20 protein-coding genes are annotated in these 22,766 nt (G+C 65.1%); 13 read left to right on the top strand and 7 right to left on the bottom strand.

All coding sequences use genetic code 11. From position 1 onward, the window contains the following. The first annotated feature begins 143 nt into the window (after positions 1-143). Genes GGC64_RS34680 through GGC64_RS12590 form a run of 3 tightly spaced genes read left to right on the top strand, consistent with a single transcriptional unit; the run spans position 144 to position 2,199 of the window. The gene (locus GGC64_RS34680; protein WP_225951719.1) at positions 144-1,079 is read left to right on the top strand and encodes a thioredoxin domain-containing protein; all 936 of its coding nucleotides are present in this window, start codon (positions 144-146) and stop codon (positions 1,077-1,079) included. Between the two features lie 56 nt (positions 1,080-1,135). Beyond that, positions 1,136-1,369, top strand: a complete 234-nt coding sequence (locus GGC64_RS12595) for a DUF6480 family protein (RefSeq protein ID WP_192722853.1) — start codon at positions 1,136-1,138, stop codon at positions 1,367-1,369. 32 nt (positions 1,370-1,401) lie between these two features. After that, positions 1,402-2,199 (top strand): SDR family oxidoreductase, encoded by a 798-nt coding sequence (locus GGC64_RS12590; RefSeq protein WP_192722852.1) that lies wholly within the window; start codon positions 1,402-1,404, stop codon positions 2,197-2,199. 8 nt (positions 2,200-2,207) lie between these two features. On the opposite strand, the gene ripD is transcribed toward GGC64_RS12590, so the two are convergent. Further along, entirely contained in the window at positions 2,208-2,837 is a 630-nt protein-coding gene (gene ripD, locus GGC64_RS12585) for an NlpC/P60 family peptidoglycan-binding protein RipD (protein ID WP_192722851.1), read from the bottom strand. 257 nt (positions 2,838-3,094) lie between these two features. On the opposite strand from ripD, the gene GGC64_RS12580 reads away from it, so the two are divergent. Beyond that, positions 3,095-3,829 (top strand): DinB family protein, encoded by a 735-nt coding sequence (locus GGC64_RS12580; protein ID WP_192722850.1) that lies wholly within the window; start codon positions 3,095-3,097, stop codon positions 3,827-3,829. A 5-nt stretch (positions 3,830-3,834) separates the two neighbouring features. On the opposite strand, the gene GGC64_RS12575 is transcribed toward GGC64_RS12580, so the two are convergent. Then, positions 3,835-5,184: a HAMP domain-containing sensor histidine kinase gene (locus GGC64_RS12575; protein WP_192722849.1), complete on the bottom strand. Its 1,350-nt coding sequence runs from the start codon at positions 5,182-5,184 to the stop codon at positions 3,835-3,837. Positions 5,185-5,347: 163 nt separating this feature from the next. Here GGC64_RS12575 and aceA point away from each other — a divergent pair, with 163 nt between their 5' ends. Beyond that, complete coding sequence (aceA, locus tag GGC64_RS12570; RefSeq protein ID WP_192722848.1) at positions 5,348-7,648, top strand: isocitrate lyase ICL2; 2,301 nt, start codon at positions 5,348-5,350, stop codon at positions 7,646-7,648. Here aceA and GGC64_RS12565 read toward each other — a convergent pair. Next, the gene (locus GGC64_RS12565) at positions 7,645-8,076 is read right to left on the bottom strand and encodes a PAS domain S-box protein (RefSeq protein WP_192722847.1); all 432 of its coding nucleotides are present in this window, start codon (positions 8,074-8,076) and stop codon (positions 7,645-7,647) included. The two genes, aceA and GGC64_RS12565, sit on opposite strands and share 4 nt — an antisense overlap. A 69-nt stretch (positions 8,077-8,145) precedes the next feature. Here GGC64_RS12565 and GGC64_RS12560 point away from each other — a divergent pair, with 69 nt between their 5' ends. Continuing rightward, positions 8,146-10,203, top strand: coding sequence for an MMPL family transporter (locus tag GGC64_RS12560; RefSeq protein WP_225951718.1), 2,058 nt, complete (start codon positions 8,146-8,148; stop codon positions 10,201-10,203). Positions 10,204-10,234: 31 nt separating this feature from the next. Continuing rightward, positions 10,235-11,053, top strand: coding sequence for a class I SAM-dependent methyltransferase (locus GGC64_RS12555; protein ID WP_192722846.1), 819 nt, complete (start codon positions 10,235-10,237; stop codon positions 11,051-11,053). Here the strand turns inward: GGC64_RS12555 and GGC64_RS12550 are convergent. From GGC64_RS12550 to GGC64_RS35150, 4 genes are all read right to left on the bottom strand, one after another. Next, a complete protein-coding gene (locus GGC64_RS12550; protein WP_192722845.1) occupies positions 10,996-11,841 on the bottom strand; it encodes a hypothetical protein in 846 nt (281 codons plus the stop codon). The genes GGC64_RS12555 and GGC64_RS12550 overlap by 58 nt on opposite strands. Positions 11,842-11,922: 81 nt before the next feature. Beyond that, a complete protein-coding gene (locus GGC64_RS12545) occupies positions 11,923-12,270 on the bottom strand; it encodes a hypothetical protein (RefSeq protein WP_192722844.1) in 348 nt (115 codons plus the stop codon). 23 nt (positions 12,271-12,293) lie between these two features. Then, positions 12,294-14,831 (bottom strand): hypothetical protein, encoded by a 2,538-nt coding sequence (locus GGC64_RS12540; RefSeq protein ID WP_192722843.1) that lies wholly within the window; start codon positions 14,829-14,831, stop codon positions 12,294-12,296. Positions 14,832-14,879: 48 nt separating this feature from the next. Next, positions 14,880-15,680 carry a peptidoglycan-binding protein gene (locus GGC64_RS35150; RefSeq protein WP_192722842.1) on the bottom strand — a complete coding sequence of 267 codons (801 nt, stop codon included), beginning with the start codon at positions 15,678-15,680 and terminating at the stop codon, positions 14,880-14,882. 378 nt (positions 15,681-16,058) lie between these two features. Here GGC64_RS35150 and GGC64_RS12530 point away from each other — a divergent pair, with 378 nt between their 5' ends. From GGC64_RS12530 to GGC64_RS12505, 6 genes are all read left to right on the top strand, one after another. Further along, a complete protein-coding gene (locus tag GGC64_RS12530) occupies positions 16,059-16,814 on the top strand; it encodes a glutamine amidotransferase (RefSeq protein ID WP_192722841.1) in 756 nt (251 codons plus the stop codon). 778 nt (positions 16,815-17,592) lie between these two features. Then, positions 17,593-18,990, top strand: coding sequence for a condensation domain-containing protein (locus GGC64_RS12525; protein ID WP_192722840.1), 1,398 nt, complete (start codon positions 17,593-17,595; stop codon positions 18,988-18,990). Beyond that, positions 18,983-19,939, top strand: a complete 957-nt coding sequence (locus tag GGC64_RS12520) for an ATP-binding cassette domain-containing protein (protein ID WP_225951716.1) — start codon at positions 18,983-18,985, stop codon at positions 19,937-19,939. The genes GGC64_RS12525 and GGC64_RS12520 overlap by 8 nt, the downstream gene beginning before the upstream one ends. After that, a complete protein-coding gene (locus tag GGC64_RS12515) occupies positions 19,936-20,676 on the top strand; it encodes an ABC transporter permease (RefSeq protein WP_192722839.1) in 741 nt (246 codons plus the stop codon). Before GGC64_RS12520 ends, GGC64_RS12515 begins: the two co-directional genes overlap by 4 nt. After that, positions 20,676-21,440 (top strand): ABC transporter permease, encoded by a 765-nt coding sequence (locus GGC64_RS12510; RefSeq protein WP_225951715.1) that lies wholly within the window; start codon positions 20,676-20,678, stop codon positions 21,438-21,440. The genes GGC64_RS12515 and GGC64_RS12510 overlap by 1 nt, the downstream gene beginning before the upstream one ends. Continuing rightward, complete coding sequence (locus GGC64_RS12505) at positions 21,437-22,759, top strand: hypothetical protein (RefSeq protein WP_192722837.1); 1,323 nt, start codon at positions 21,437-21,439, stop codon at positions 22,757-22,759. The genes GGC64_RS12510 and GGC64_RS12505 overlap by 4 nt, the downstream gene beginning before the upstream one ends. The last annotated feature ends 7 nt before the right edge of the window (positions 22,760-22,766 follow it).

Below are 22,766 nucleotides of genomic sequence, written 5' to 3'. Positions count from 1 at the left end.
TAGAAACGACTGTGCCCCAAGGGTTTGCACCCAGGCGCCGATATTGGCGGCGCCGATCGGCAACGGTGCCCATGGCGATGTGATCTTTGCCCAAATCGGTATTGGCTGGCACGCTGGGTGGGACTGTCTTCGGGGAGGTCCGCATGGAGAGCAATCACGAGTTCACCGTCCAACTGACCGGTGACGGTTCGTACGTGATCAAACTGCTCGAGGGCGTGCAGATCGAACGACGAGACGGCGTCGTCGTCGGCCACTGGCCCGCCTTCAGCCTGGATGCAAAGGGCGCCAACGAGGACGAGATCTACCAACAGCTCCTCGGAGGTCTGCGGGAGCAGTTGGGTGCGGGTCCAGGGTCTTCGGAATTCGAGCCGTTTGCGGCGTACGTGCGCGAGCATGGCAGACGGCTGTCGGAAGACGAGGCCGCCGCCAGGGAGTTGGCGCAACTGCGCGAAATGTCGATCCGGTGGGCCCTGACGGACGACGAGCAATACATGATCCGGCTGTTCGCGGATGCCGAGGTGCACCGGGCAGGCGACACCGTCGCCGTTCGCGCCTTCGGGTTGGAAGGCAGCGGTCAGCGACTCGGCCAGGCACTGCAAAACCTCAACACCGCCATCAACGAGGCCTGCGGGGTGCCCGATGCACCGGGCCCGCGCTTCGAAGAGATCACGAGCTGGGTGCGCTCGAACGGTGAGCCGGTACCGGCCGACGTTCGGGCGCAGGAGGCCAAGGACAAGCAGGCGTACTTGGTCGCCCGTGACCAGTTGGCGCCCATCACGCCCGAGGACATCCCTGCAGAAAGCTCGACCGGCGTGCCGTTGCTTGTCGACTTCTGGGCTGAGTGGTGCGGGCCTTGCCGCATGGTGACACCGGTGCTCGCCGCGCTCGCCGAACAATGGGCCGGACGGATCGTGGTACGCAAGATCGACGTCGACCAGTTCGACGGCATCTGGGAGCGATTCAACTTCCGCGGCATCCCAGCCATGATCATGTTCAAGGACGGCAAGGAGATCCACCGGGTGATCGGCTTCGGCGGTAAGGCGAAGCTGGTTGCCGAACTGGAGCCGCACCTTGCGTAAGAGGCAATACGAGGTCTCAGGTGTAGGGGAAGTGCGACGGGGTATGCGGTCGTCGTATGACTGCCCAACCCCCGGACCCCGATCCGGCACGAACCCCCGGTCTCGAGCCCGGCGGCGGCGTCGCACCCGGTGCCACTCCCCCGGATTCGGCGCAGACGTCGGGTCTATCCGAGCCAGAGCCGCGACCGCGGCGACGGCTGCGGCCCGCGACGGTCGTCGGCCTCCTCGCCGTCGCCGCGCTGGTACTGGTGTTCGCGACGACAGCCATTGTGCTGCTGTTGAACCTGTGAATCCGCGGTCGCCCGGAGGTAGGTTCACCTACATGGACCTTGGGGGCAGAACTGCACTTCTGACCGGTGCGACCGGCGGTTTGGGTAGGGCGATCGCAACTGCGTTGGCGGCGCGGGGTGCACGCCTCATCTTGAGTTCTCGCAAGGCCGAGGAGTTGGTGAAGCTTGCGCGATCTCTGCCCGGAGGCGGGCACACCACGATCGCGATTGACCTCGCGGACGACGGTGCGTCGTTGTCGTTGCTCGAGCAGGCCGGCGATATCGACGTGCTGGTCGCCAATGCGGGACTGCCCGCATCCGGGCGCCTTGATGGCTTCAGTCAGTACGACATCAGCCGCGCGCTTCGGGTGAACCTCGAGGCGCCGGTGCGCATGACACGCGAGTTGCTGCCCCGCTGGCAAGAGCGGGGCAGCGGGCACTTCGTGTTCGTCTCGTCGATCTCGGGCTTCGCGGCCATGCCGCGGGCGTCCCTATACGCCGCCACGAAGTTCGGCCTGCGTGGCTTCGCACTGAATCTACGAGAAGACCTGCGCGGCAGCGGTGTTGGCGTTTCGGTCATCACGCCGGGGTTGATTCGCGAGGCAGGCATGTTCGCCGAAAGCGGTGCCGCAGCGCCACCCGCCCTCGGAACGGGAACGCCGCAGCAGGTCGCCGACGCCGTCGTCCGTGCGATCGAGCACGACACGTCAGAGATCTCAGTGGCCCCGCTTCGTCAGCGATTGTTGGCACGGCTCGCGATGATGGCGCCGGAGATCTCGGGCCGACTCGCAGGCGCCGCTGCTACGAAAGCGGCGGATGCCGTTGCGTCAGGGCAGACAGAGAAGCGTTAACGCCCGCCTCAGGCGATGATCCGCGACAGATACGGAGCCATGTTGTTGGTCCGGACCGGCGACACCGCAACCCCGGCGTCAGTCGCTTCGACCATCTGACCGTTACCAATGAAAAGCGCGACACTCTGGCTGCCGTCGGGTCCGTAGAACAGCAAGTCGCCCGGAAGCGCCTGAGACGGCAGCACCTTCTGGCCGACCTTGTACTGCTCGCCCGAGGACCGCGGCATCTTGATTCCGGCGCCCGCGAATGCGTAGACGATCAGCCCGGAGGCATCGAAACCGACACGGCTCACCCGCTGTTCAGCGGCAGGTGCAGGAGTCGTCACAGGGGTAAGGCTGAGGCCCGTGACCCCGGCGTTCGCGGGCAGTGGCGCGGTGGCGGGCGCCGGGGTGGCCGCGGTCAGCGGAGCGGTCCCGAGGGCGGGTGCGGCGGGATCGACCGCGGCATCCACCGCGACAGTGCCGAGGCTGGGGCCCGAGACGTTGCCTCCGCCATATGCGAACGGCACTCCCCGCTGTGAAAGTGCCCGCTGGATCACGATGTTGATCGCCTGTTGATGCGTTGCGTCGGCAGTCGCGACACCTGGCGTCGCGATCAGCAATGCCAACCCGATCATCACGGCGCAGATGCGTTTCATTCGTGCTTCCTTCATCCTGTGGCGTGGCCGCCACATCCAACTCGTATATGCGGTTTGCGGGCATCCATGACCGCGGCGACTATCTAATTAACACCAGTCACTATATTCACTCTTGCAACAGAAGATTCCCACCTCCCAGCTTCTTCCCAGCTCGGCCGGGGATTCTTTGCCCTACCGTGACCACCCCGGTGACGATCCGTGACCGATCGCCGAATATTGCTCAGGTAGTTGCTGTTTCACGCACTAGCGTGATGTGCATGATCGCGTTCCACGACCAGGACCTGACGGGAGCCCGATTCGAGCGCGTCAGTCTCCGTAACGCCGAGATGAGGGCAGTCGACTTCAGCGGCTGCCGGATGCGTGGCGTCGAGCTCGTCGACGTCGACATCAGCGGCGAGGTGCAAAACGTCGTCGTCAACGGCGTCGACATCGCCCCGCTCGTCGAGGCCGAACTGAATCGCCGGATGCCGCAGCGGGCGAAGATGCGCCCCGACGACAGCGACGGCTTTCGCGAGGCGTGGGCCATCCTCGAACAACTGTGGAAGGGCACCGTGGCGCGGGCGAAGACGTTTCCGGCGGCCATGCTTCACGACAACGTCGACGACGAGTGGTCCTTCATTCAGACGTTGCGCCACCTCAACTTCGCCAGCGCGGCCTGGGTAGGCCGGATGGCGCTCGGCAACGCCTCGCCGTGGCATCCGCTCGATCTGCCATGGGACGAAGCACCCGGCTGGGACGGAATCCCTTGGGACCGCGACGTACAACCCTCACTCGAGGAAGTCCTCACCGTCCGCCGCGAACGCCAGGCCATGGTCCGGCGGCTGCTGGAATCACTGACCGATGCGCAGCTTGCTACCGAAGTGACCCGCTCGGAGCCCGGATGGCCGCGGTTGGCGGACTTCCCGCTGAAGGAATGCCTTCTCATCGTGCTCAATGAGGAATGGCACCACCGACTGTATGCCGAGCGTGACCTGGACGCGCTCCAGGCCTGAGGTCGCTACTTGGGACCCGGCAACCTCAGCACGAGACGCGCCCCGCCCAACGCGCTGGCTTCCAATGCCGCAGTGCCGCCGTGTAATTCGGCCTGCTGGGCCACCAGTGCGAGCCCGAGGCCGGAGCCCGAGCGTGCCGCCGTCGACCCTCGCGAGAACCGCTCGAACACCGCGGCTCGCTCATCTTCGGGCACCCCGTCGCCGTTGTCGTCGACGGCGATCTCGACGCCGTCGCTGGAACTCTCAGCGCTCAGCCGGATTTCAGTGGCCCCGCCGTGTTTGATGGCGTTGGTGATCGCGTTGTCGATCACCAACCGCAGGCCCGCGGGCAGCCCCACCATGAGAACCGTGGTGGAACTGGCCAGTGACACATGCAGATTCGGGTAGTTGCGCATCGCGTCGTGCGCGGCACGATCGAGCAGTTCGGTGATGTCGACAGGGACGAAGTCGTCAACCGTGGTCAACTCGCCTTGCGCCAGCCGTTCGAGCGCCGTGAGCGTCGCTTCGATGCGGCTCTGCGTCCGGATGATGTCGCCAACCACCTCTTTGCGTTGCTCATCGCTGAGGTCAAGCGTCGACAACACCTCGAGGTTCGTGCGCATCGCCGTCAGCGGCGTGCGCAGCTCGTGCGAGGCGACCGCGGCGAAGTCCCTGGCGGATTCAAGGGCAGCCCTGGTGCGCTGTTGTTCGTCACCGATGCGGGCGAGCATTCCCTCGACGGCCTCGGCGATCTCGACTGCTTCCTGCACGCCGCGCACCTGCACCTCGTCGGGTTTGGACTGGGCGTTGATGGCGCGCGCCTGCTGCGCCAGCAGCCGGAACGGATTGATCATGATCAGCCACATCACCCAGCCAACCAGGATGGTGCCCACGATCACGCTGCTGCAGATCAACAAGACTCGTCGGTGAAGATCGTCGATGCGGTGCTGCGTCTCGGCCAGCGGCGCACCGACGGCGATCGAGGCGACCCCCGCGTTGAAGGTTCGGACGCGGTACTCGACGCCGTTGATCGTGGTATTGGCGTAGCCGTTGTCGAACTGCGGTAACACGATGTCGCTCGGGACCGACACCGTGGCGCGCCCGACGCGTGCGGTCCGCACCAGAGCCCCGTTCGGGGTGAGTTGGTCGGGCGTCTGGTTCTGGGCGCTACGCAGCAGGCTGCTGATGTCGCCGAGACTGCTCACCGAGTCGAGCCGCCGGTCCAGTTGGCTGTACTGGTCGTTGGTCACCCCGATCCAGACCCACGCGCCAAGCGTGATGACCAGGGCGACGACGGACAGCGCCGCGACGATGACGATGATGCGCAGCGAGAGCACGCGCGTCAGCAGCAGATTCTGCAGTTGGCCGCGTTGCACTAGGACGCTCGCCGCGCCGGACCGTACATGTCTGCCATCTTGCCGGAAGTCAGCGCTTGCTGATTACCGCATCGCCGGTGAAAGCCGCACCGTATCGTCAGGTCTTGTAGCGGCCCACCGGGGGGCCGGCGATGCGAATTGGCTCAAAGAGGAGCATTTACCCATGGCCATCATCGAAGCGGACGCAGCACCGCAGACACCCTACGAGCGCGCCGTCGCCGAGACGCAGCGCTACTTCGACAGCCCGCGGTTCGAGGGGATCATTCGCCTCTATTCGGCACGCCAGGTAGTCGAGCAACGCGGCACCATTCCCACCGACTACACGGTGGCGCGGGAGGCCGCGGAAGCCTTCTATCCCCGCTTGCGTGAACTGTTCGCCCAGAAGAAGAGCATCACCACCTTCGGCCCGTACTCGCCGGGCCAGGCAGTGGCGATGAAGCGAATGGGTATCGAGGGCATCTACCTCGGCGGCTGGGCCACCTCCGCAAAGGGGTCGACGACCGAGGATCCGGGCCCCGATCTGGCCAGCTATCCGTTGAGCCAGGTACCGGAGGAAGCAGCCGGCTTGGTGCGCGCACTTCTGACCGCCGATCGCAATCAGCAGTACCTGCGCCTGCAGATGACCGACGAGCAGCGTGCCAACACGCCCGCGACCGACTTCCGACCCTTCATCATCGCCGATGCCGACACCGGCCACGGCGGAGATCCTCACGTGCGCAACCTGATTCGTCGCTTCGTAGAAGCGGGCGTGCCCGGTTACCACATCGAGGATCAGCGGCCAGGAACCAAGAAGTGCGGACATCAGGGCGGCAAGGTGCTGGTTCCGTCGGACGAACAGATCAAGCGGCTCAACACCGCTCGGTTCCAGCTCGATGTGATGAGGGTGCCCGGCATCATCGTTGCGCGCACCGACGCCGAGGCGGCCAACCTCACCGACAGCCGTGCCGATGAACGCGACCAGCCCTTCCTGCTGGGTGTCACCAACTTGAAGATTCCGTCGTACAAGGCCTGCTTCCTGGCGATGGTGCGGCGGTTCTACGACCAGGGTGTCAGCGAGATCAACGGTCACCTGCTCTACGCGCTGCCCGAAGGTGAATACGCGGCCGCCGACGCGTGGCTGGAACGCCACGGCATCGCGGCCGCGGTCAGCGAGGCCGCCTCGGCCTACCAGGACCGCGCCGACAATTCGATCGATGCGCTCTTCGACAAGGTCGAGTCGGAGTTCGTCGACGCCTGGCAGGTGGATGCCGGGCTGATGACCTACGGCGAGGCCGTCGCCGAGCTGCTCGAGTTCCGCGAGAGTGAAGGCGAGCCGCCCGCGATGAGCGTCGCCGAATGGCGAGAATTCGCACAGCGGGCGCCGATGTACACCGCCCGCGAAAAGGCGAGGGAACTCGGCGCCGCGGTGGGCTGGGACTGTGAGCTCGCCAAGACGCCCGAGGGCTATTACCAGGTGCGCGGCGGCATCCCGTACGCCATCGCCAAATCGCTGGCGGCCGCGCCGTTCGCCGACATCCTCTGGATGGAGACCAAGACCGCCGATCTCGCGGATGCCCGCGAGTTCGCCGACGCGATCCACGCCGTGTATCCCGACCAGATGCTGGCGTACAACCTATCCCCGTCGTTCAACTGGGACACCACCGGTATGACCGACGACGAAATGCGGGCGTTCCCAGAGGAACTCGGCAAGATGGGCTTCGTCTTCAACTTCATCACCTACGGCGGCCACCAGGTCGACGGTGTCGCCTCCGAGGAGTTCGCCACCGCGCTGCGGCAGGACGGCATGCTCGCGCTGGCGCGTCTGCAGCGCAAGATGCGGTTGGTCGAATCGCCTTATCGGACACCGCAAACCCTGGTCGGTGGGCCGCGCAGCGATGCCGCGCTGGCGGCGTCGTCCGGCCGCACCGCGACCACCAAGGCGATGGGCAAGGGCTCAACCCAGCATCAGCATCTGGTGCAAACCGAGGTGCCCAAAAAGCTGCTCGAGGAGTGGCTGGCGATGTGGGGCGAGCACAACCAGATCGGCGAGAAGCTACGTGTGCAGTTGCGGCCGACGCGTCCCGGTTCCGACGTCCTCGAACTCGGCATCTTCGGAGAACGCGAAGGCGGCGAGGACGAGAAGCTCGCGAACGTGATCGTCGACCCCATCAAGGACCGGCACGGTCGCAGCATTCTGACTGTGCGCGACCAGAACACGTTCGCCGAGAAGCTGCGCAAGAAGCGCCTGATGGACGTCATCCATCTGTGGCTGATCCACCGCTTCAAGCCGGAAATCGTTTACTACGTCACGCCGACCGAGGACAACATCTACCAAACCGAGAAGATGAAGTCGCACGGCATCTTCAGCGATGTGTACCAGGAGGTCGGCGAGATCATCGTCGCCGACGTGAACCAACCACGGATCGACGAGCTGCTCGCGCCCGATCGCCAAGCGCTGGGCCGGTTGATCCGCAAGGAGGACTAGCGGCTGGGCCGCACCCGGCGCCAGAGGCGGCGTGCGGCATCGACGGGCGCAAGGGCGGCTTGCCATGCCCTGCCCTGCCAGGGAGACCCGACGCCGACGAAGGTCACCACAGCGCCGTCGGTGCCGGCCTTGCCGGCGATCAAGTCGATGGTTGCGTGCGCAACGATGATGCGTCCGTCCTTGCACACGGCAGGGACCTTGAACAGTTCCTTGTTCAGCCGGCCTGACTTCATGGCCTGGTCGAAACCCCACCAGTGCATGGGCCGAAGAGCCGGTGGGATCACGACATCCAGGCTTTGGCCGAGCGCGTCGTCGGCTGAGTAGCCGACGACATCGGTGACCGCCTCGCCCCACTTCCGGATGATGCCTTTGCGGTCGACGGTTACGCTGGCGCGTCCGTCAGCGCCGGTCGCGTCGCAAGCGTCCATACCTCTGATACGGCAGGCGCCGGCGCGAGGTTCACCGATGCGAGCAGCTCGGTCCATTACCGTTCATTTATGGCCGGGTGGGATCGCGTGGCCGCAGTCGTCACACACCGACGCTCTTGGATGATCGCGCTGCTGATCGCGGTCGGCGGCGGGGTTTTCATCGCACTCGCGGGGGCCAACGCCGGTGCCGACAAGCCGCCGCTGCAACTCCCGCCGTCTGCCGAATCAGCCAGGGCGGCAGCATTGTTGGCGGCCTTTCCCGGCCAAGACCAACAGCCGGCGATTCTGGTGATATCTCGCCACGATGGTGCACGACTGAGTGCTTCGGACATGGCGGCCGCAGCAGCTGCCCGACAGCGGGTGCTGTTGCGTGCCGGGGTCCCCGTCGGTCCGCCCCTGGCCACGTCGCAGGACGGCAGTGCCGCGGTCACGCCCGTCCCCCTTGCTGCAGGGCTTTCCGGATTCGCGCTGCGCGACATGATCACCGCGCTTCGTACTGCCGCGGCGGCCGGCACTCCGGGGGATCTCGCCGTCCACCTGACCGGCGGCCCGGCGTTCATCGCCGACATCACCAACGCGATGAGCAATGCCAACATCACTCTGCTCGCTGTCACGGCGACGGTGGTTGCGGTGCTGCTGATCGTCACCTATCGCTCGCCGGTTCTGTGGCTTGTTCCGTTGGCCGTCATAGGTTTTGCCGACGGATTGTCGACATCGGTCGGCACCGTCGTGTCACGCCTCACCGAATTGCCGTTCGACGGAGCCACGTCCGGCATCACCAGCGTGCTGGTCTTCGGCGCGGGCACGAATTACGCGTTGCTGCTGATCTCGCGCTATCGCGAGGAACTCAGGCAGACCGATGATCACGCCGATGCGCTGCGCGCCGCGGTCAGCCGCGCCGGGCCCGCGATCGTCGCCAGCAACGCCACGGTCGTCTTGGCTCTGCTCGTTCTGGTCTTCGGTGTCGCCCCGGCGACACGCAGCCTCGGAGTGCATGCCGCGTGCGGACTCCTGATCGCCGTGTTGTTCGTGCTGCTGGTGTTGCCGCCGTTGTTACGGGTCTTCGGTCGTCGGCTGTTCTGGCCGTTCATCCCGCGCGGCGGAGACCCTTCTGCTGCCACCACCGGCGTCTGGCACCGCACCGCGGCCTGGGTTGCAGATCACGCCGGTCGCGTCTCGGTGGTGACCTCTGCGGTGCTCGTGTTGCTGGGCGTGGGTGTGGTCGGTCTGCCGATCGGTCTGTCGCAGATCGAGCAATTCCGGGTCCGGGCCGAATCGGTCACCGGCTACGAAGTGCTTTCGGCGCACTTCCCAAGCGGCCTGACCGACCCAACCCGGGTGATCGGCGCCAGTAATCGCGCCGAGGCGATTGCGCATGCCATCGCGACGTCGCCGGGAGTGGTCTCAGTCAGTGAGGCGGGGGCGTCGATTGCGGGGCTGACGCAATGGGACGTGATCGTCGCCGCCGCCCCTGCGTCGCCAGATGCATTCAAAACGATTGCCGCGCTGCGGGAGTCGGTCAGAACGGTGGAACCGACAGCGCTGGTCGGCGGCTCCGACGCCCAGGCGCTTGACGCCAGGGACGCCGCCCTGCGCGACCGTCGCGTGCTGATCCCGGCCATCCTCGCCGTCGTGCTGATCGTGCTGTATGCGCTACTGCGTGCGGCTTTGGCGCCATTGGTGTTGGTCGCGGTGATGGCGCTCAGCGCGCTTTCGGCTCTCGGAGTAGGCGGTTGGACGTGTGTGCACCTGCTCGGCATGCCTGCGCTGGACTACACCACTCCTCTCTTCGCGGCGCTGTTCCTCGTCGCACTCGGTGTGGACTACACGATCTTTCTCGTCACCCGTGCGCGGGAAGAGACTCCCAAGTACGGGACTCGTGACGGGATCATCCGGGCAGTGTCTGCCACGGGGCCGGTGATCACCAGCGCAGGCATCGTGATGGCAGCGGTGTTCTGCGTGCTGGGGGTGCTGCCGTTGATAGTGCTCACACAACTGGGAGTCATTGTCGGACTTGGCATCCTCCTCGACACCTTCGTCGTGCGCACGGTGTTGATCCCGGCGCTGTTCACGGTGATAGGCCCGCGAATTTGGTGGCCTGCGAAAGTCGACGACGCGATGCGGTGAACTTTTCGGCGACCTGCTGCGTGACACAACTATGACCGTTGAACGGTCGGGGGCGGAAACCGAAGCCGATGCAGTATGGGTACCGGCGCTCGCGCGCGGACTGATCCGCCACGATGCGCTGCGGTCGATGCGATATTGCGACGGCTATACCGACCTGCTGGGGCGCAGCGCCCCCGCCGGGCGCAGCCTCGCGCAACGCGCAATGAACAGCCCGGCGGTGGCCGCGATCTATCAACACCTCTGGCGCCCGATCATGGTCGCGGCGTTGAGTTTGCACGGGATCTCCATCGACGCAGAGCGCGAAAGGGCCTCTGCTGCATTGTGTCTGAAAGGCCAGCAGCGAGTTCTCGACGTCGCCTGCGGTCCCGGCAACTTCACCGGGTTCTTTGCGAAACAACTTGCCGGGGACGGGTTCGTCGTCGGCCTGGATAACTCGGTGCCGATGATGGAACGCGCGGCGCGGGACAACGCCTGCTCGCGCGCTGTCTACATGCGCGGTGATGCGCTCGATCTCCCGTTCAACGACCACGCATTCGACGCGGTCAGCTGCTTTGCCGCTCTGCACCTGATGCCCGAGCCGCTCGCCGTGCTTCATGAAATGGTTCGGGTACTCTCCCCCGGTGGTCGCATCGCGGTCATGACAACCTATGGCCGCGAATCCTTCCTGCTGCGCAAGGGACTCGAACTCGGCGCTACCATCTGCGGGGTCCGCGTTTTCGACCGCAGCACTGTCCCAACGTTTTTCACTGCCGCCGGACTCATCGACATCGAGCAGGATTTGCGCGGTATCTCTCAATTCGTTGTCGCCCGTCGGCCGCGTGATGCTACCGGCAGACGGCGTGCCCGATAGCGGCCCAGCAGCTCGCGCAGCGGCGGCCACGGCCAACCGACCGCCTGCCGATCGCGCTGCGTGCGAACGAAGGCAAACCCGAGGACGACGCCGAAGATCAGATGTCCGATGAGCGTGGTGGTGAGCGTGGTCGGCGTCAGCTGAAACATCAGCTCCTCGCCGCGCGGTGCGAGCGCCACGGTCGCGATCAGCCCGGCCCATACCGGGAACACGGCGTAGCCCACGGCCGCCAGCACGATGGTGCGCGCACGGTAGCGGTCAAGGCCAATTGCGAGCGCAACGAGGTAGAACGCAACGCCGAGTCCGCCGCCGTCACCGAGGTAGCGCCATACGTAACCCAAAATGGCGCTGCCCGCCGTGTCCCCGTCGCCGGTGATCCAGGAGCCCATCGCTGGAATGAAGTCGCCCATCCAACCGAGGATGTGCACCGCGAAGAGCCGGAATGCGTCGTACACCGCGCACGCCACCATGCCTGCGACGAGCGCCCGGCCAACGATCACGTCGGTGCGGTGCGGCCAGATCGCCATGATCGCGAACACGCCTGCCAGCATCGCCACGATAACAACCGCCGAAATACGTTGTGGCACAACGCCGAATACGTCTACCGAGATCGCCAGTATCGGCATCCCCGACAATGTCAGGACGAACAGAAGCCGTGCCGGTAGCCATTTGCCAGTGTGACTGATCCAGGACCTCGAGTGACTGGCTGTGGTGATGGCCGCCAGGGGCCTACCGCGTAGATGGACATAGTTCGCACCGGCCCGGCGCGGCGGTGTCGTGGTCGGCATCCGAAATTCCTTGCGTATGAGAGTTTCTGCTGCTGTGTCTCACACAGAATTCGCTGACACCCTTGGTGGATCCTCAACGCCCTAGTACGGATAGGCGTTCAGGGCCATGCTGAAGAACACGTAGGCCATGCACAGCAGCGCGTTGAGCAGGAGCAGCACCAAGCCCGCGACGATGAGCCACCGCACGAACCGCCGTTGGTTGCGCTTCAGCTTGGCCTGCCGCTCCTCGCGCTGTATCTCTGTAGCCGCGATCGCAAAGCTGACGTCGGTGAGTTCAGCCTCGCCCGCACGCGCCCCCGCGGATATCTGCCGCAGTCGTGTCGCTGGAATCACGACGCCGACATCCCCGAAGCGCCGGCTCATGCGTCGGGCCTGCCCGCGGGTCAGTGCCCGATCGTGCGTCAGAAGGTGCTGTGACGAGGTTGTCACAAACGAAAATATTAGTTCTGCCGCTACGGCGACGAAGCCGTTCCACCAGAAGTCGACCCACCAGATGTGGACCCGCCAGATGTCGTGCCGTTGGTGGTGGAGCCAGAGGTTGCACCAGACGTCGGATCCGTCGACGCCGTCGGGCCGCTCGTGCTCGATGGCGCTGACGAGACCGCGCTCGATGTCGGCGCGCTTGTCGACGAGGTCGGCGACGGGCTCGAGGTAGCGGTCGATGACACGGTCGGCGATGGACTGGGCGCCGCAGTGGTGACGGCGGTCGACGGCTGCGTCGTGGTTCCAGACACCGTCGACGCCGTGCTCGGAGCAGACTGGACCGCCGTCTGTGCAGCTGTTTGAACCGCGGTCGACGGGGCGGTCGACGTCGCCATCGCAGGCGCGACGATCTCTTTGATCTGCGTCGTGTACGACGCGAGTTCGTCATCGATCGTGTCGATCTGGTCCAGAGTCAACTGATCGTTGTTGATTCGCGCCTCCAGGTCGTCGATCTTCGCCCAGACTTCGTCGAGTCTTGCCATCTCCTCGTCTGTCAGAGGCCGGTCGAGCGTGATGAACACCTGCTCGGCGAGCGCGTAGGTCAGACAGTTGACGCAGTTGTAGTTGAGTGCACCGGCGAGGTTTTCCGGCGCCGCCACGTTGTTGTCCGTTTCGTCGCTTTCGATGACGAAGACCACTTGGTAGGCAACGGCAACCGCCGCGCACGAGTCACATGATGCGTAGGCCTGCGCTTCGTTGACGTTCATCGCGTCGGCGTTGTCGTCGACCCAGACCATGGCGAAGGCGGCCTCATAATCGACGGTGTTATCGGTCGTGTTGACCGCCAATGCCTGAGTGTCACCTGGCCCGGGAGCCAAGGGCTTGCTGACCGGGAAGACCCAGCCGGGGTCGGCCGTCGTAGTCGGGGTCGCGACGCTGCCGCCACCGCCGCCGACCTGAGCGCCAGGCACCGCCTTGGGGATCAGGATGACGGCAAGCTGTGGCTGGGTGAATGTCGGCGGCGGGGTACGGGTGTCCCACACAGACGAGATGACGCCGCGCTGCCCCTTGACGAGTTGCCGAGAAGCCGCGGCAGGGCTCGGGGTGGCCGTGGCCTGCCGGTGGCCCAGCCGCTCAACGCCCAACGCGTACGCGATGTCTCCGACCGTGCCGCGCTCCCACGGCTGAATAGGCCGGTAATTGCCCTCACCCGGCCACCACGCATACGCGATACCAGTCACCACCACCGCGCCGAGAAGCATTGCCAGAGTGCGCATCACAGGCTTGCCGGCCGTGCCCTGCCAGGCGGACAGCGCGCTTCGTCGCGCTGTCCGGACGATCATGTAGATGACGCCGGCGACCGGGATCAGGATCGCGACGATCGCCAACACCCGTGCGGTGGCCTGAATCATGTCGCCGTCCGCCCATGCCGTGGTCAACACATCTGCTTGCCTGCCAAGTGCCGACCACGCGCTGCCGATCAGTCGAGGCAGTGCAAGAACGGCGCCCGCGAGCGTGCACAGCAGCAGTGGCACGACGAGCATCACCCACACGGTCACCAAGATGCGGGCCCATGGCTTGAGCATCCGCGCATGCGGGTCGCCCCACCGCCACGGTAGGAGGCCCAGCAGCGTCGGCTTGATCCGTGAGTAGAGATCCGGCACGCCGGTGAGATCCGCCAGCACGTGATAGCCGTCGAACCGCACCATCGGACCGAGTTGACGGACCATCTGGAGGATCTGCGTTGCCACGACCAAGAGCAGGGCGTCGTACTGCAACCACCACCACAAGCCGGTGATGCCGACCGCGACGATTGCGTTGAAGTAGAGCCCACCGAGGTCGGTGCGTACCCGTCCCCCGCGCCCCAGTCGATACGTGTCGGTGACGTCGGTGTAGAACGCCGGCCAGACGAGGTAGACACCGAAGCCCATGACTCCCGGTGTCGCACCGCCGTAGCGCGCCGCGGCGGCGTGCCCAAATTCGTGGAAGCCCGCCGAAAGGATCGTGACCGCGAAGACGAGGATCAGCAGGCCGGGGCGCTCAAAGGCGTCATAAGCGGCGTGCGCCAACCCTTTCCGGAAGAACACCCACCAGCACACCCCGACGAACGCGGCGAGGACGGGCACGACCATCCACGGCCGGAACAGGAATCGAAACGGGTCGGTGAGCCGGCGCGTGCGCTCGGGTTCGGTGACGGCATACCGAAACCGTAGGCCCAGCAACGGGTTTCGCACCTTCGTCTTCGGTTGGCTGCCGTCTTCGGCCACCAAGAGGCCAAGCGGCCGCAGTTGCTTGTCGACGAGGTGCCGAACGTTGTCCTCGGTCACCGTTCGGCCGGTTGACTCGGAAACCGAATCGGCCACCTCGGCCGCGGTGCGCTCGCCGTCGATTTCCCGCAACGTCGCGTACAGCAGCGGGGTCAATTGGATGGTCTGCCCGTCGGCGCGGCGGACCAGGGAAGGCGGAACCTTGTAACCAGATCCCGCCATTTCCCCAATCAGCTCGACACCGTCGGCATGGCGCAGCACCGCCCCCGATGGCCCGGCATGCTCGGTCGTCGCAGTCACGCTCGTGCTCCCAGTCTTGTTTGGCAGCATGGACGGTTCGTGTCAGCGTCAGCCGGCTGACGTGCCGCTGCCGGAAGTGCCGGTGCTCGAGGTGCCACCACTGGTGCCAGCGCTCGACGTACCAGCGGTGCTGCCGCCCGTCGTATCCGAGCCTTGTGCGATGTTCGATGTCTGATCGGAATCCGCCGTGGCATGGACGTCGGTCATCGTCTGCGTGATGGTGGCGTCCTGGATGGTCACGGCGTTGGCGGTCGAGTCGATCGAGCCGATGTTGGCGGCGACGCCGGCGTTGATCGGTGCCGCCACGTTCGCGTTGGCAGCCACTGCGCCGGCGATAGGCGCGGCGAGATCGGCGTTGAGGTCGACGTTCACATCGACGTTCAGCAGAGCGCCCTCGGTCAACCCTGCCGTACTGGTATCGACGGTGGTCCCGGTGTCGGTGCCCGTATCGGTGCCGGTACCAGTGTCGGTGCCGGTGCCGGTGCCCGTATCCGTGCCAGTACCGGAGTCGCTGGTGTCGCCGGACTGATCGATGCCGCTGTCCTGGACCGAGGTTGCGTCGGCGGTTACATCGCCCATGGTCTGCGTGATGACGATGCCGCCGCCCGTCGAATGTGTTGCGGTGGAATCGGCATCGGAGCCGTACGTCAGCACGTTGGCGCCGGCGGCAGCCTGGATCGGCGCCGCCACGTTCAGGTTGGCGGCCGCGGACAAGTCGATCGGTGACGCGGCGTCGATGCCGACGTTGATGTCGGCGTTGACATCGATGATCGATACGACCTCCTTGGCCGGCAGTGCGATGCCCATCTCGGCTTGGAGTTCGTCGGGGGTCAGTCCTTCGTGACTCATTTCTCTGTCTCCGTCTTGCGTCAGATCCCGGTGCTCGTGGCGCCGAGTCAGCCCTTCTTTACCTGTGAGACGGAGGTACCCACCATCGAGAGCAAAATCACACCAAATTCTAAGAAGTGGCGGCTAGAACGGCTTGCTAATTAACTGATGTGTAGAACTGCTGGCAGAAACTGGCCGGTCTTCGATATTTGGAACCCCGCAGCACTGCGCAAGGCGGTATTGCTGATCAACTAAGAATTTTCAGCAAACCCCGAACGGGCCCGAGGCAGCCTCAGCGGATCACCGGCACAGCGGTGATCGCTCGCATGCGCGACATGAGGGTGTACCCGCCGTCAGAACGATGAACACCCATACTTCTGCCGCTAGATTTAGCGAACCATGTCAATCGACGCCGGACACGCCCCGTTCTTGCTGTTGTCGATTCGCGCCGAAGATGCAGCGGCCGACGACGAGTACGCGGCGATGATGCGCTTCGCGGGTCTGGACACCGACGGGATGCAGCGCATCCGGCTGACACATCGACCCCTTGGCGAGATCGACCTCGCCGACTGGTCCGGCATCATCCTCGGCGGCGGACCGTACAACGTCAGCGACCCACCGGAGTTGAAATCGCAGACGCAGCTGCGGGTCGAATCGGAACTTCTCCCCCTGATCGCGCGGATCGTCGACCACGACTTCCCGTTTCTCGGATGCTGCTATGGCGTCGGCACGCTCGGCTCGATCATCGGAGCGACCGTCGACCGCAGCTACCCCGAGCCGGTCGGGGCCATGACCGTGACACTCACCGAGCAGGGGCGAGACGACCCGCTGTTCGCGGATCTGCCCGACGTCTTCGACGCCTACGGCGGCCATAAGGAAGGTGCCAGTGCGCTGCCGTCGGATATGGCGTCCCTCGCATACTCGGCCGACTGTCCGATCCAGGCATTCCGCGTCGGTGACAACGTCTATGCGACGCAGTTTCACCCCGAACTCGACGCCGACGGGATCTGCACGCGCATCGACGTCTACAAGGACTACGGCTACTTCGCACCGGAGACCGCTGAGTCACTCAAGCTGGCAGCACTCGACCGGAGCGTCGAGCATCCGCCGACGATCCTGCGACGGTTCGCCGAGAGATACGTCCGGCTCGACTAGGCAGGAATCGGCGACGGCTGTCGCCTACCGCGTATCCGACTGTGGCGCAGCGGCTCCCGCGCACACGCGCGAAACGCCGGATCCGCGCACGCGGAGACAAATCTCCTAAAGTTTGCTGAAGTGCCCAACTGGCATCTTTCGGGTGTGGTGAGACGCGCGTGGGCGCCTCGCAATTCGGCAAATAACGGTCACATTCCAAAAATTGTGCTGACCGTCAATAATGCTGTTTACAATCGCGGACGAATTCGACAACCGGGCATGTCATGGTCGCCGGAGTGCCGACCGCGGTCGTTGGCAATAGTGACGCGCGTCAACTTAGCCTCGCTAGCTTGATGAAGTCGCTGAAATCTGCTTGGACAGCAAGGTTTTGACCGCCTCCGACATCTCGCCTGCATAGCTGTTGCGTACCAGACGGCCGCGTGTTATCGCAGTGCCGGGCGCGTCAAGAATTGGCGTGAACCGGCCATTCTGCAATGGCGTAAATCCAGCAAACGGCACTGTATTAGCCGGTAATGTTTGATCTCTGAATCTGCAATGTCTAGTTGCACAATTGCGATTGATTCCTGCTATTTTCTCGCGCATGCCAATTGCGGGGCTGCGCCCGGTTGACGGTCACCGCGTGGCATCGCCGGGCGGGCTTCGCTCGCGCGGTCTGGCAGACATTGCCTTGCGGACAACGACTGTCCCTGGCGCTCAACGATATTCAGCAGACCCTCTGCGGTGACGCCGACGCCATCGGGAGTGTCGTCACGAGCTGACGAACACGAAAGGAAAACGCATGTTCTTGGGCACGGTTGACGACTGGACCGCCGAGGGCACCGTCGTGTCCTGGTACCCCACCGCGGCGAGCTATGCGAGCGCCGCCCAGGCGGCACGCCATCCGGCCCCCGCGAGCTATCAGCAATCGCAACACCTTCACTACTACCGGCGACAGACGAGCCTTGGCCGTGACATCCCGCGGTTGTGCATCGGTGTCTGGGAGATCGCGGGTACCTGTGACATCCACGCGATGACCGAGGCCGTCAACACTCATGTGCGACGGCACGACACCTACCACGATCGGTTCGCATTCGACGAGAACGACGAGATTCACCGTTACGTCATCGACGATCCCGAGTCCATCACCTTGGCCCCGACCGATCACGGCATGATGACTCCCCCGCAGATCCGCAAGCTCCTGCTCGACACCCCCGATCCCCTGCAGTGGGACTGCTTCACGTTCGGCATCATCCAGGGCGAGGACCGGTTCACCGTCTACATTGCGATCGACCACCTGCGAGCCGACGGCATGTCGGCAGGGGTGATCTTCCTCGACATCCAGACGGCGTACTTCACCAGCCTGCAGAGCGCACCTGCCGTGCTGACGCCCGCGGCGAGCCACCGCGACTACTGCACCAACCAGCGCGCCTACACCGCGGCTCTGGACGAGCAGTCACCTCAGATCCGGTCGTGGCGAGATTTCGTCGCCGCGAACGGCGGTGCGCTACCGGCCTTTCCACTGGAACTCGGCGAGGCGACTCCCGATACACCGGGAGCCATCGACGTCTTCGACCTGATCGACGAGGACCAGGGACGGCGTTTCGAAGCGGCCTGCCGCGCCGCGGGCGCACGCTTCAGCGGAGGCGTTTTCGCCTGCGCGGCCCTCACCGAACACCGACTGACCGGAGCAGGCACGTACTTCGGACTCACCCCGTTCGACAACCGGCGAGACCCCGCATTCGCGACCACCGTCGGCTGGTTGGCGAGCTTCGTGCCGTTGGCGATTCCGACGGCAGGCGCGCCCTTCGAAGAGGTGGTCAACTCCGCGCAGTCGTCGTTCGACTTGAACACGACTCTCGGCGCCGTGCCCTACTACCATCTGCTCGAGATGCCGGAGTCGTCGTCATCGGGTCCGCTTGCAGTGCCGGATCGTCCGGTTCCCATGCTGTCCTACATCGACATTCGCAAGCTGCCGTTCAGTGATTATTGGGACGGACTGCGGATAGGGATCTGGGGAGACAACCGCCTGTCAGAGGCGGTGTGCATGTGGGTGAACCGCATGCGCGACAAGACGCAGTTGGTGGTCGCCTACCCCGGCACCGACGTCGCCCGTGAATCGGTCCTGCGCTATGTCGAGGCGATGCGAACCGAGTTCACCCGGGTGGCCGATGGCGTCGAGCAGCTCGCGCATGCCTGACGCTGCGATCGAATGCCGTGAGCTGGCAAAGTCATTCGGCAAGACTTCATCGGCGCTGCAAGGTGTGAGTTTCACGGTTCCGCGGGCCTCGGTCTGTGCGCTGCTCGGTCACAACGGCGCAGGCAAGACGACAACGATCAACATCCTGTCCACGCTGTTGCGGCCGACTGCCGGGTCCGCGGCCGTTGCGGGATTCGATGTGGTGCGCCAGTCAAGCGAGGTTCGCGCGTGCATCGGGGTTACGGGCCAGTACGCTGCGCTTGACGAATTGCTCACCGGCCGTGAGAATCTGACCCTGTTCGGCAAGCTGCGCGGGCTGCGGCACCGGCATGCCAGACGTCGGGCCGACGAGCTCATCGAGCGGTTTGGCATGGGTCACGCGGCCGACCGACGGGTGTCCACGTACTCCGGCGGAATGCGCAGACGCATCGACATCGCCGTCGCGCTGGTCGTTCCGCCCAGGGTGCTGTTCCTCGACGAACCGACCACCGGTCTGGATCCGCGCAGTCGCCGCGATGTCTGGGACTTGGTATCGGCCTTGCGTCACCAGGACGTCACCGTGCTGCTCACCACGCAGTACCTCGAGGAGGCCGACGTCCTGAGTGACTCGATCATCGTGCTGGACTCCGGTCGCATCGTGGCCAGCGGCACCGCCGATGATCTGAAGTGCCGCGTCGGCGTCAGCTATTGCCAGGTCACTCCAGCTGATCCGGTCCATTTGTCCGCTATTGCAATGGCATTGGCCGACTTCGCGGGCTCCGATTGCGATGCCCTGATCGATCAGCAGGCGGCAGCGGTATCCGTGCCTGCGCCCGACGGTGTGGTGACCTTCGGAGAGGTGTTCCGCCGCCTCGATGGGTTGGGCATCGAACTGGTCGACATCTCGCTGCGCAGACCGTCTCTGGACGAGGCGTTCCTCAATCTGACGTCGCCGGCGGTCACCGTATGAGTGCTCTGGCGGCACTCACACTGCGCACGATGTCGGGCACCATGCGCGACGCCGACCTGCTGTTCGCGGTGCTGGCCCCCGTCGGTTGCTTCCTCGGGTTCACCCTGGCGTTGGGCAACCTCATCGACACCGGCGGCATCACATACCCGCAGTACGTGCTTCCGGTCGTCGTGGTGCAGGCCATGTTGTTCGGCGCGATGACAACCGCCGATCGCGCCGCCCGGGATCGGTTGTCGGGATTCGGGGTTCGGCTTCGCACCCTTCCAATCTCCGCGATGATTCCGCTGGCCGCGCGGATGCTCTACTGCTTGATCCGCGCGGTGATCGCGTTGGTCGCCGGCGTGGTCGTCGCGTCGATATTCGGCTTCCGGATGGTCGGCGGTCTTGGCTGTGCCGTGCTGTTCGTGCTCATCGTGTTGGCGTTCGCGATGGCGGTCTGCCTTGGTGCCGACGCGCTTGGCTCACGGATCGGTTCGGTGGAGTCCTCCAGCCAAGTGCTGCTACTGCCCCAGTTGGTGTTGGTGCTGCTTTCCACCGGCATCGCACCTGCCGAATCGTTTCCGGCTTGGCTCGGTCCGTTCGTCCGCTATCAGCCGGTATCGCAGGTCACCGAGACTCTGCGCGGGCTCGCGGCCGGGCATATCACGGCCGTCGGCTTGGCGGTGACATCGGCGTGGTGCGTGACCCTGTTGGCGGTTTTCGGCAGCCTGGCCCTGCGCATGCAAAGGCGCGCATGATGATTCGGCAGAGCGCGCTGGAGGCGGGACGGCTGCTACGGCGCTGGCGACGCGACCCCATCGTCGCGGTGCAGGCATTGTTGTTCCCGACTTTTCTACTGGTGATCTACAAGCTGCTCGTCGGCAAGGCCGTGCTCGCCGTGACGGGAAGCGACAGCCTCTACGGCCTGGTGCCGATGTGTGCCGTGGTCGGTGCGGTCTTCGGCACGCTAGGCGCGGGCCTGGCATTGCCTGCCGAACGGGAGTCGGGTCTGCTGACGAGGTTGTGGGTGTTGCCGATTCATCGGGCCAGCCCGTTGACCGGTCGACTCCTCGCCGAGGCCACCCGCACCATCGCTTCGGCCGTCGTGCTCACCGCATTCGGTGTCGCGCTTGGTCTGCGTTTCGCGGGCGGCTGGCAGGCTACCGTGCCCTTTGTCCTTGTGCCGGTGCTGATCTCGGTCGGTGTCGCGACCGCAGTCATCGCGATCGCCGTCCGTGCGGACGGCCGGGCCATGGTGACGTGGCTCGGTGCGGGTTGCGTGGTGCTGTTGTTCTTCAACACCGGGGTGGCCCCCGCAGAAGTGTTCCCCTCGTGGCTGCAGCCGGCGGTACGGCTTCAGCCGATGTCGCCGACGATCGAGGCGATGCGCGGGCTCGCAGAGGGCGGGCCGGTGCTGTGGCCGCTGTCGCAGGCGACGGTATGGGCCGGGGTGCTCCTCGCGGTCTTCGGCCCGACGGCGGTCCGCGGCTATCGGGCTGCCGCAGAAGCGGGCTGCCGGTGAGCAGGCTCGCGCTGCTCGATCAGGCCGCGTACCTCCGATTGCGGGCCACGGGTCAGGGCAGCGTGGTTCAGTGCACCTGGATATACGACCGTGACGTCGATATCGACGAATTGCGCGCTTTCAACCGTAATCTCGGACACGGACTGCTTGGCCGCCGGATCGAGCGTTCACCACTGCCGTTCGGCAGGCATCGATGGGTGCTCGACGATCGATCACCTGACATCGCCCTCACAACGCAGCGGCCGCGGGCCGAGATCGGCGCATGGCTCGAGCAGCGCGCGCGGGTGCAGGTCGACCCCGAGTGGGGGCCGACATTCCACCTGGGCCTGCTGCCGCTTGGTGACGGTGGCTGCGCGGTCACGTTGGTGGCGTCACACTGTGTCGCCGACGGACTCGGCCTGGCAACCGCGATCGCCGAAGCCGTCAAAGGTGAGCGCCGCGATTTCGCGTATTCCCAGCCGAATTCACGCGATCGCTGGCGTGCGGTGTCAGACGACCTGGCCGATGCCGTACGGGCGTTGCCTGCCGTGCTTCGCGCCCTGCTCGCGACTCTTCTGATCCTGCTGAGGCTCAGTCCCCCTGCGAGCCCTTCTACCGCGGCGCGGCCGCGCGAAGTCGCTGGAGACGATTTCGAGCTGCCATCGGTGACGATGCAGACCGACGCGGCGTTGTGGGATGCCCGCGCGGGTGAACTGAACGGAAGCAGCAACACGCTTTTCGTCGCGTTCGCCGCTCGGCTCGCCCACCGGGTCGGCAGGGTGCACCCAGATGGCAGCACCGTGACGGTGGTACTCCCGGTCAGCGAGCGCGGTGGTGACGATGACCGTGCGAATGCGTTGACCTCGATCACGCTCGACGTCGACTGCCATACGGTGGCCGCCGACATGGCCAACGTGCGTGCAGAGGTGAAGACCCGGCTGAGGTCGCTGGCCGAGCAACCCAATGAAATGCTCGCCGCGCTTCCGCTCATCCCGTTCACACCACGATGGCTGGTCCGCAAGACCGAAGGCATCGCCATGGCGTCCGGGCAGCTTCCCGCGGGCTGCTCCAACCTGGGTAGCCTCGACGTACTGATTGGGCGGGTCGACGGACAGGATGCCTGCGAGGTGTCCATGCGATTGGCCGAGCAGGGCATCACTGGCAGTCGTATCGAGCAGAGTCACGGCCAGTTGTTCTGCGGCACAGGAACAATCAACGGCAACCGGTTTCTGACCGTCGTGGCCTACGGCAGCGGCATGGCGAACACATCCCCATCGACGCATGAGCTCGCGCAGGGCGCATTGGCCGACCTGAATCTGTCCGCAACTACCGTCTACTAGGGCAATG

The organism is Mycobacterium sp. OAS707, from assembly GCF_014873705.1.
GTDB lineage: Bacteria > Actinomycetota > Actinomycetes > Mycobacteriales > Mycobacteriaceae > Mycobacterium.
The sequence above is the reverse complement of the archived record's forward strand: the minus strand, read 5'-3'. Positions and strand labels throughout refer to the sequence as shown.

What these genes read in the sequence shown, in the direction of transcription:
- GGC64_RS34680 (WP_225951719.1), top strand. Translation starts at nt 144, where the DNA reads ATGGAGAGCAATCACGAGTTCACCGTCCAACTGACCGGTGACGGTTCG.
- GGC64_RS12595 (WP_192722853.1), top strand. Translation starts at nt 1,136, where the DNA reads ATGACTGCCCAACCCCCGGACCCCGATCCGGCACGAACCCCCGGTCTC.
- GGC64_RS12590 (WP_192722852.1), top strand. Translation starts at nt 1,402, where the DNA reads ATGGACCTTGGGGGCAGAACTGCACTTCTGACCGGTGCGACCGGCGGT.
- ripD (WP_192722851.1), bottom strand. Translation starts at nt 2,837, where the DNA reads ATGAAACGCATCTGCGCCGTGATGATCGGGTTGGCATTGCTGATCGCG.
- GGC64_RS12580 (WP_192722850.1), top strand. Translation starts at nt 3,095, where the DNA reads ATGATCGCGTTCCACGACCAGGACCTGACGGGAGCCCGATTCGAGCGC.
- aceA (WP_192722848.1), top strand. Translation starts at nt 5,348, where the DNA reads ATGGCCATCATCGAAGCGGACGCAGCACCGCAGACACCCTACGAGCGC.
- GGC64_RS12565 (WP_192722847.1), bottom strand. Translation starts at nt 8,076, where the DNA reads ATGGACGCTTGCGACGCGACCGGCGCTGACGGACGCGCCAGCGTAACC.
- GGC64_RS12560 (WP_225951718.1), top strand. Translation starts at nt 8,146, where the DNA reads ATGGCCGGGTGGGATCGCGTGGCCGCAGTCGTCACACACCGACGCTCT.
- GGC64_RS12555 (WP_192722846.1), top strand. Translation starts at nt 10,235, where the DNA reads ATGACCGTTGAACGGTCGGGGGCGGAAACCGAAGCCGATGCAGTATGG.
- GGC64_RS12550 (WP_192722845.1), bottom strand. Translation starts at nt 11,841, where the DNA reads ATGCCGACCACGACACCGCCGCGCCGGGCCGGTGCGAACTATGTCCAT.
- GGC64_RS35150 (WP_192722842.1), bottom strand. Translation starts at nt 15,680, where the DNA reads ATGAGTCACGAAGGACTGACCCCCGACGAACTCCAAGCCGAGATGGGC.
- GGC64_RS12530 (WP_192722841.1), top strand. Translation starts at nt 16,059, where the DNA reads ATGTCAATCGACGCCGGACACGCCCCGTTCTTGCTGTTGTCGATTCGC.
- GGC64_RS12525 (WP_192722840.1), top strand. Translation starts at nt 17,593, where the DNA reads ATGTTCTTGGGCACGGTTGACGACTGGACCGCCGAGGGCACCGTCGTG.
- GGC64_RS12520 (WP_225951716.1), top strand. Translation starts at nt 18,983, where the DNA reads ATGCCTGACGCTGCGATCGAATGCCGTGAGCTGGCAAAGTCATTCGGC.
- GGC64_RS12515 (WP_192722839.1), top strand. Translation starts at nt 19,936, where the DNA reads ATGAGTGCTCTGGCGGCACTCACACTGCGCACGATGTCGGGCACCATG.
- GGC64_RS12510 (WP_225951715.1), top strand. Translation starts at nt 20,676, where the DNA reads ATGATTCGGCAGAGCGCGCTGGAGGCGGGACGGCTGCTACGGCGCTGG.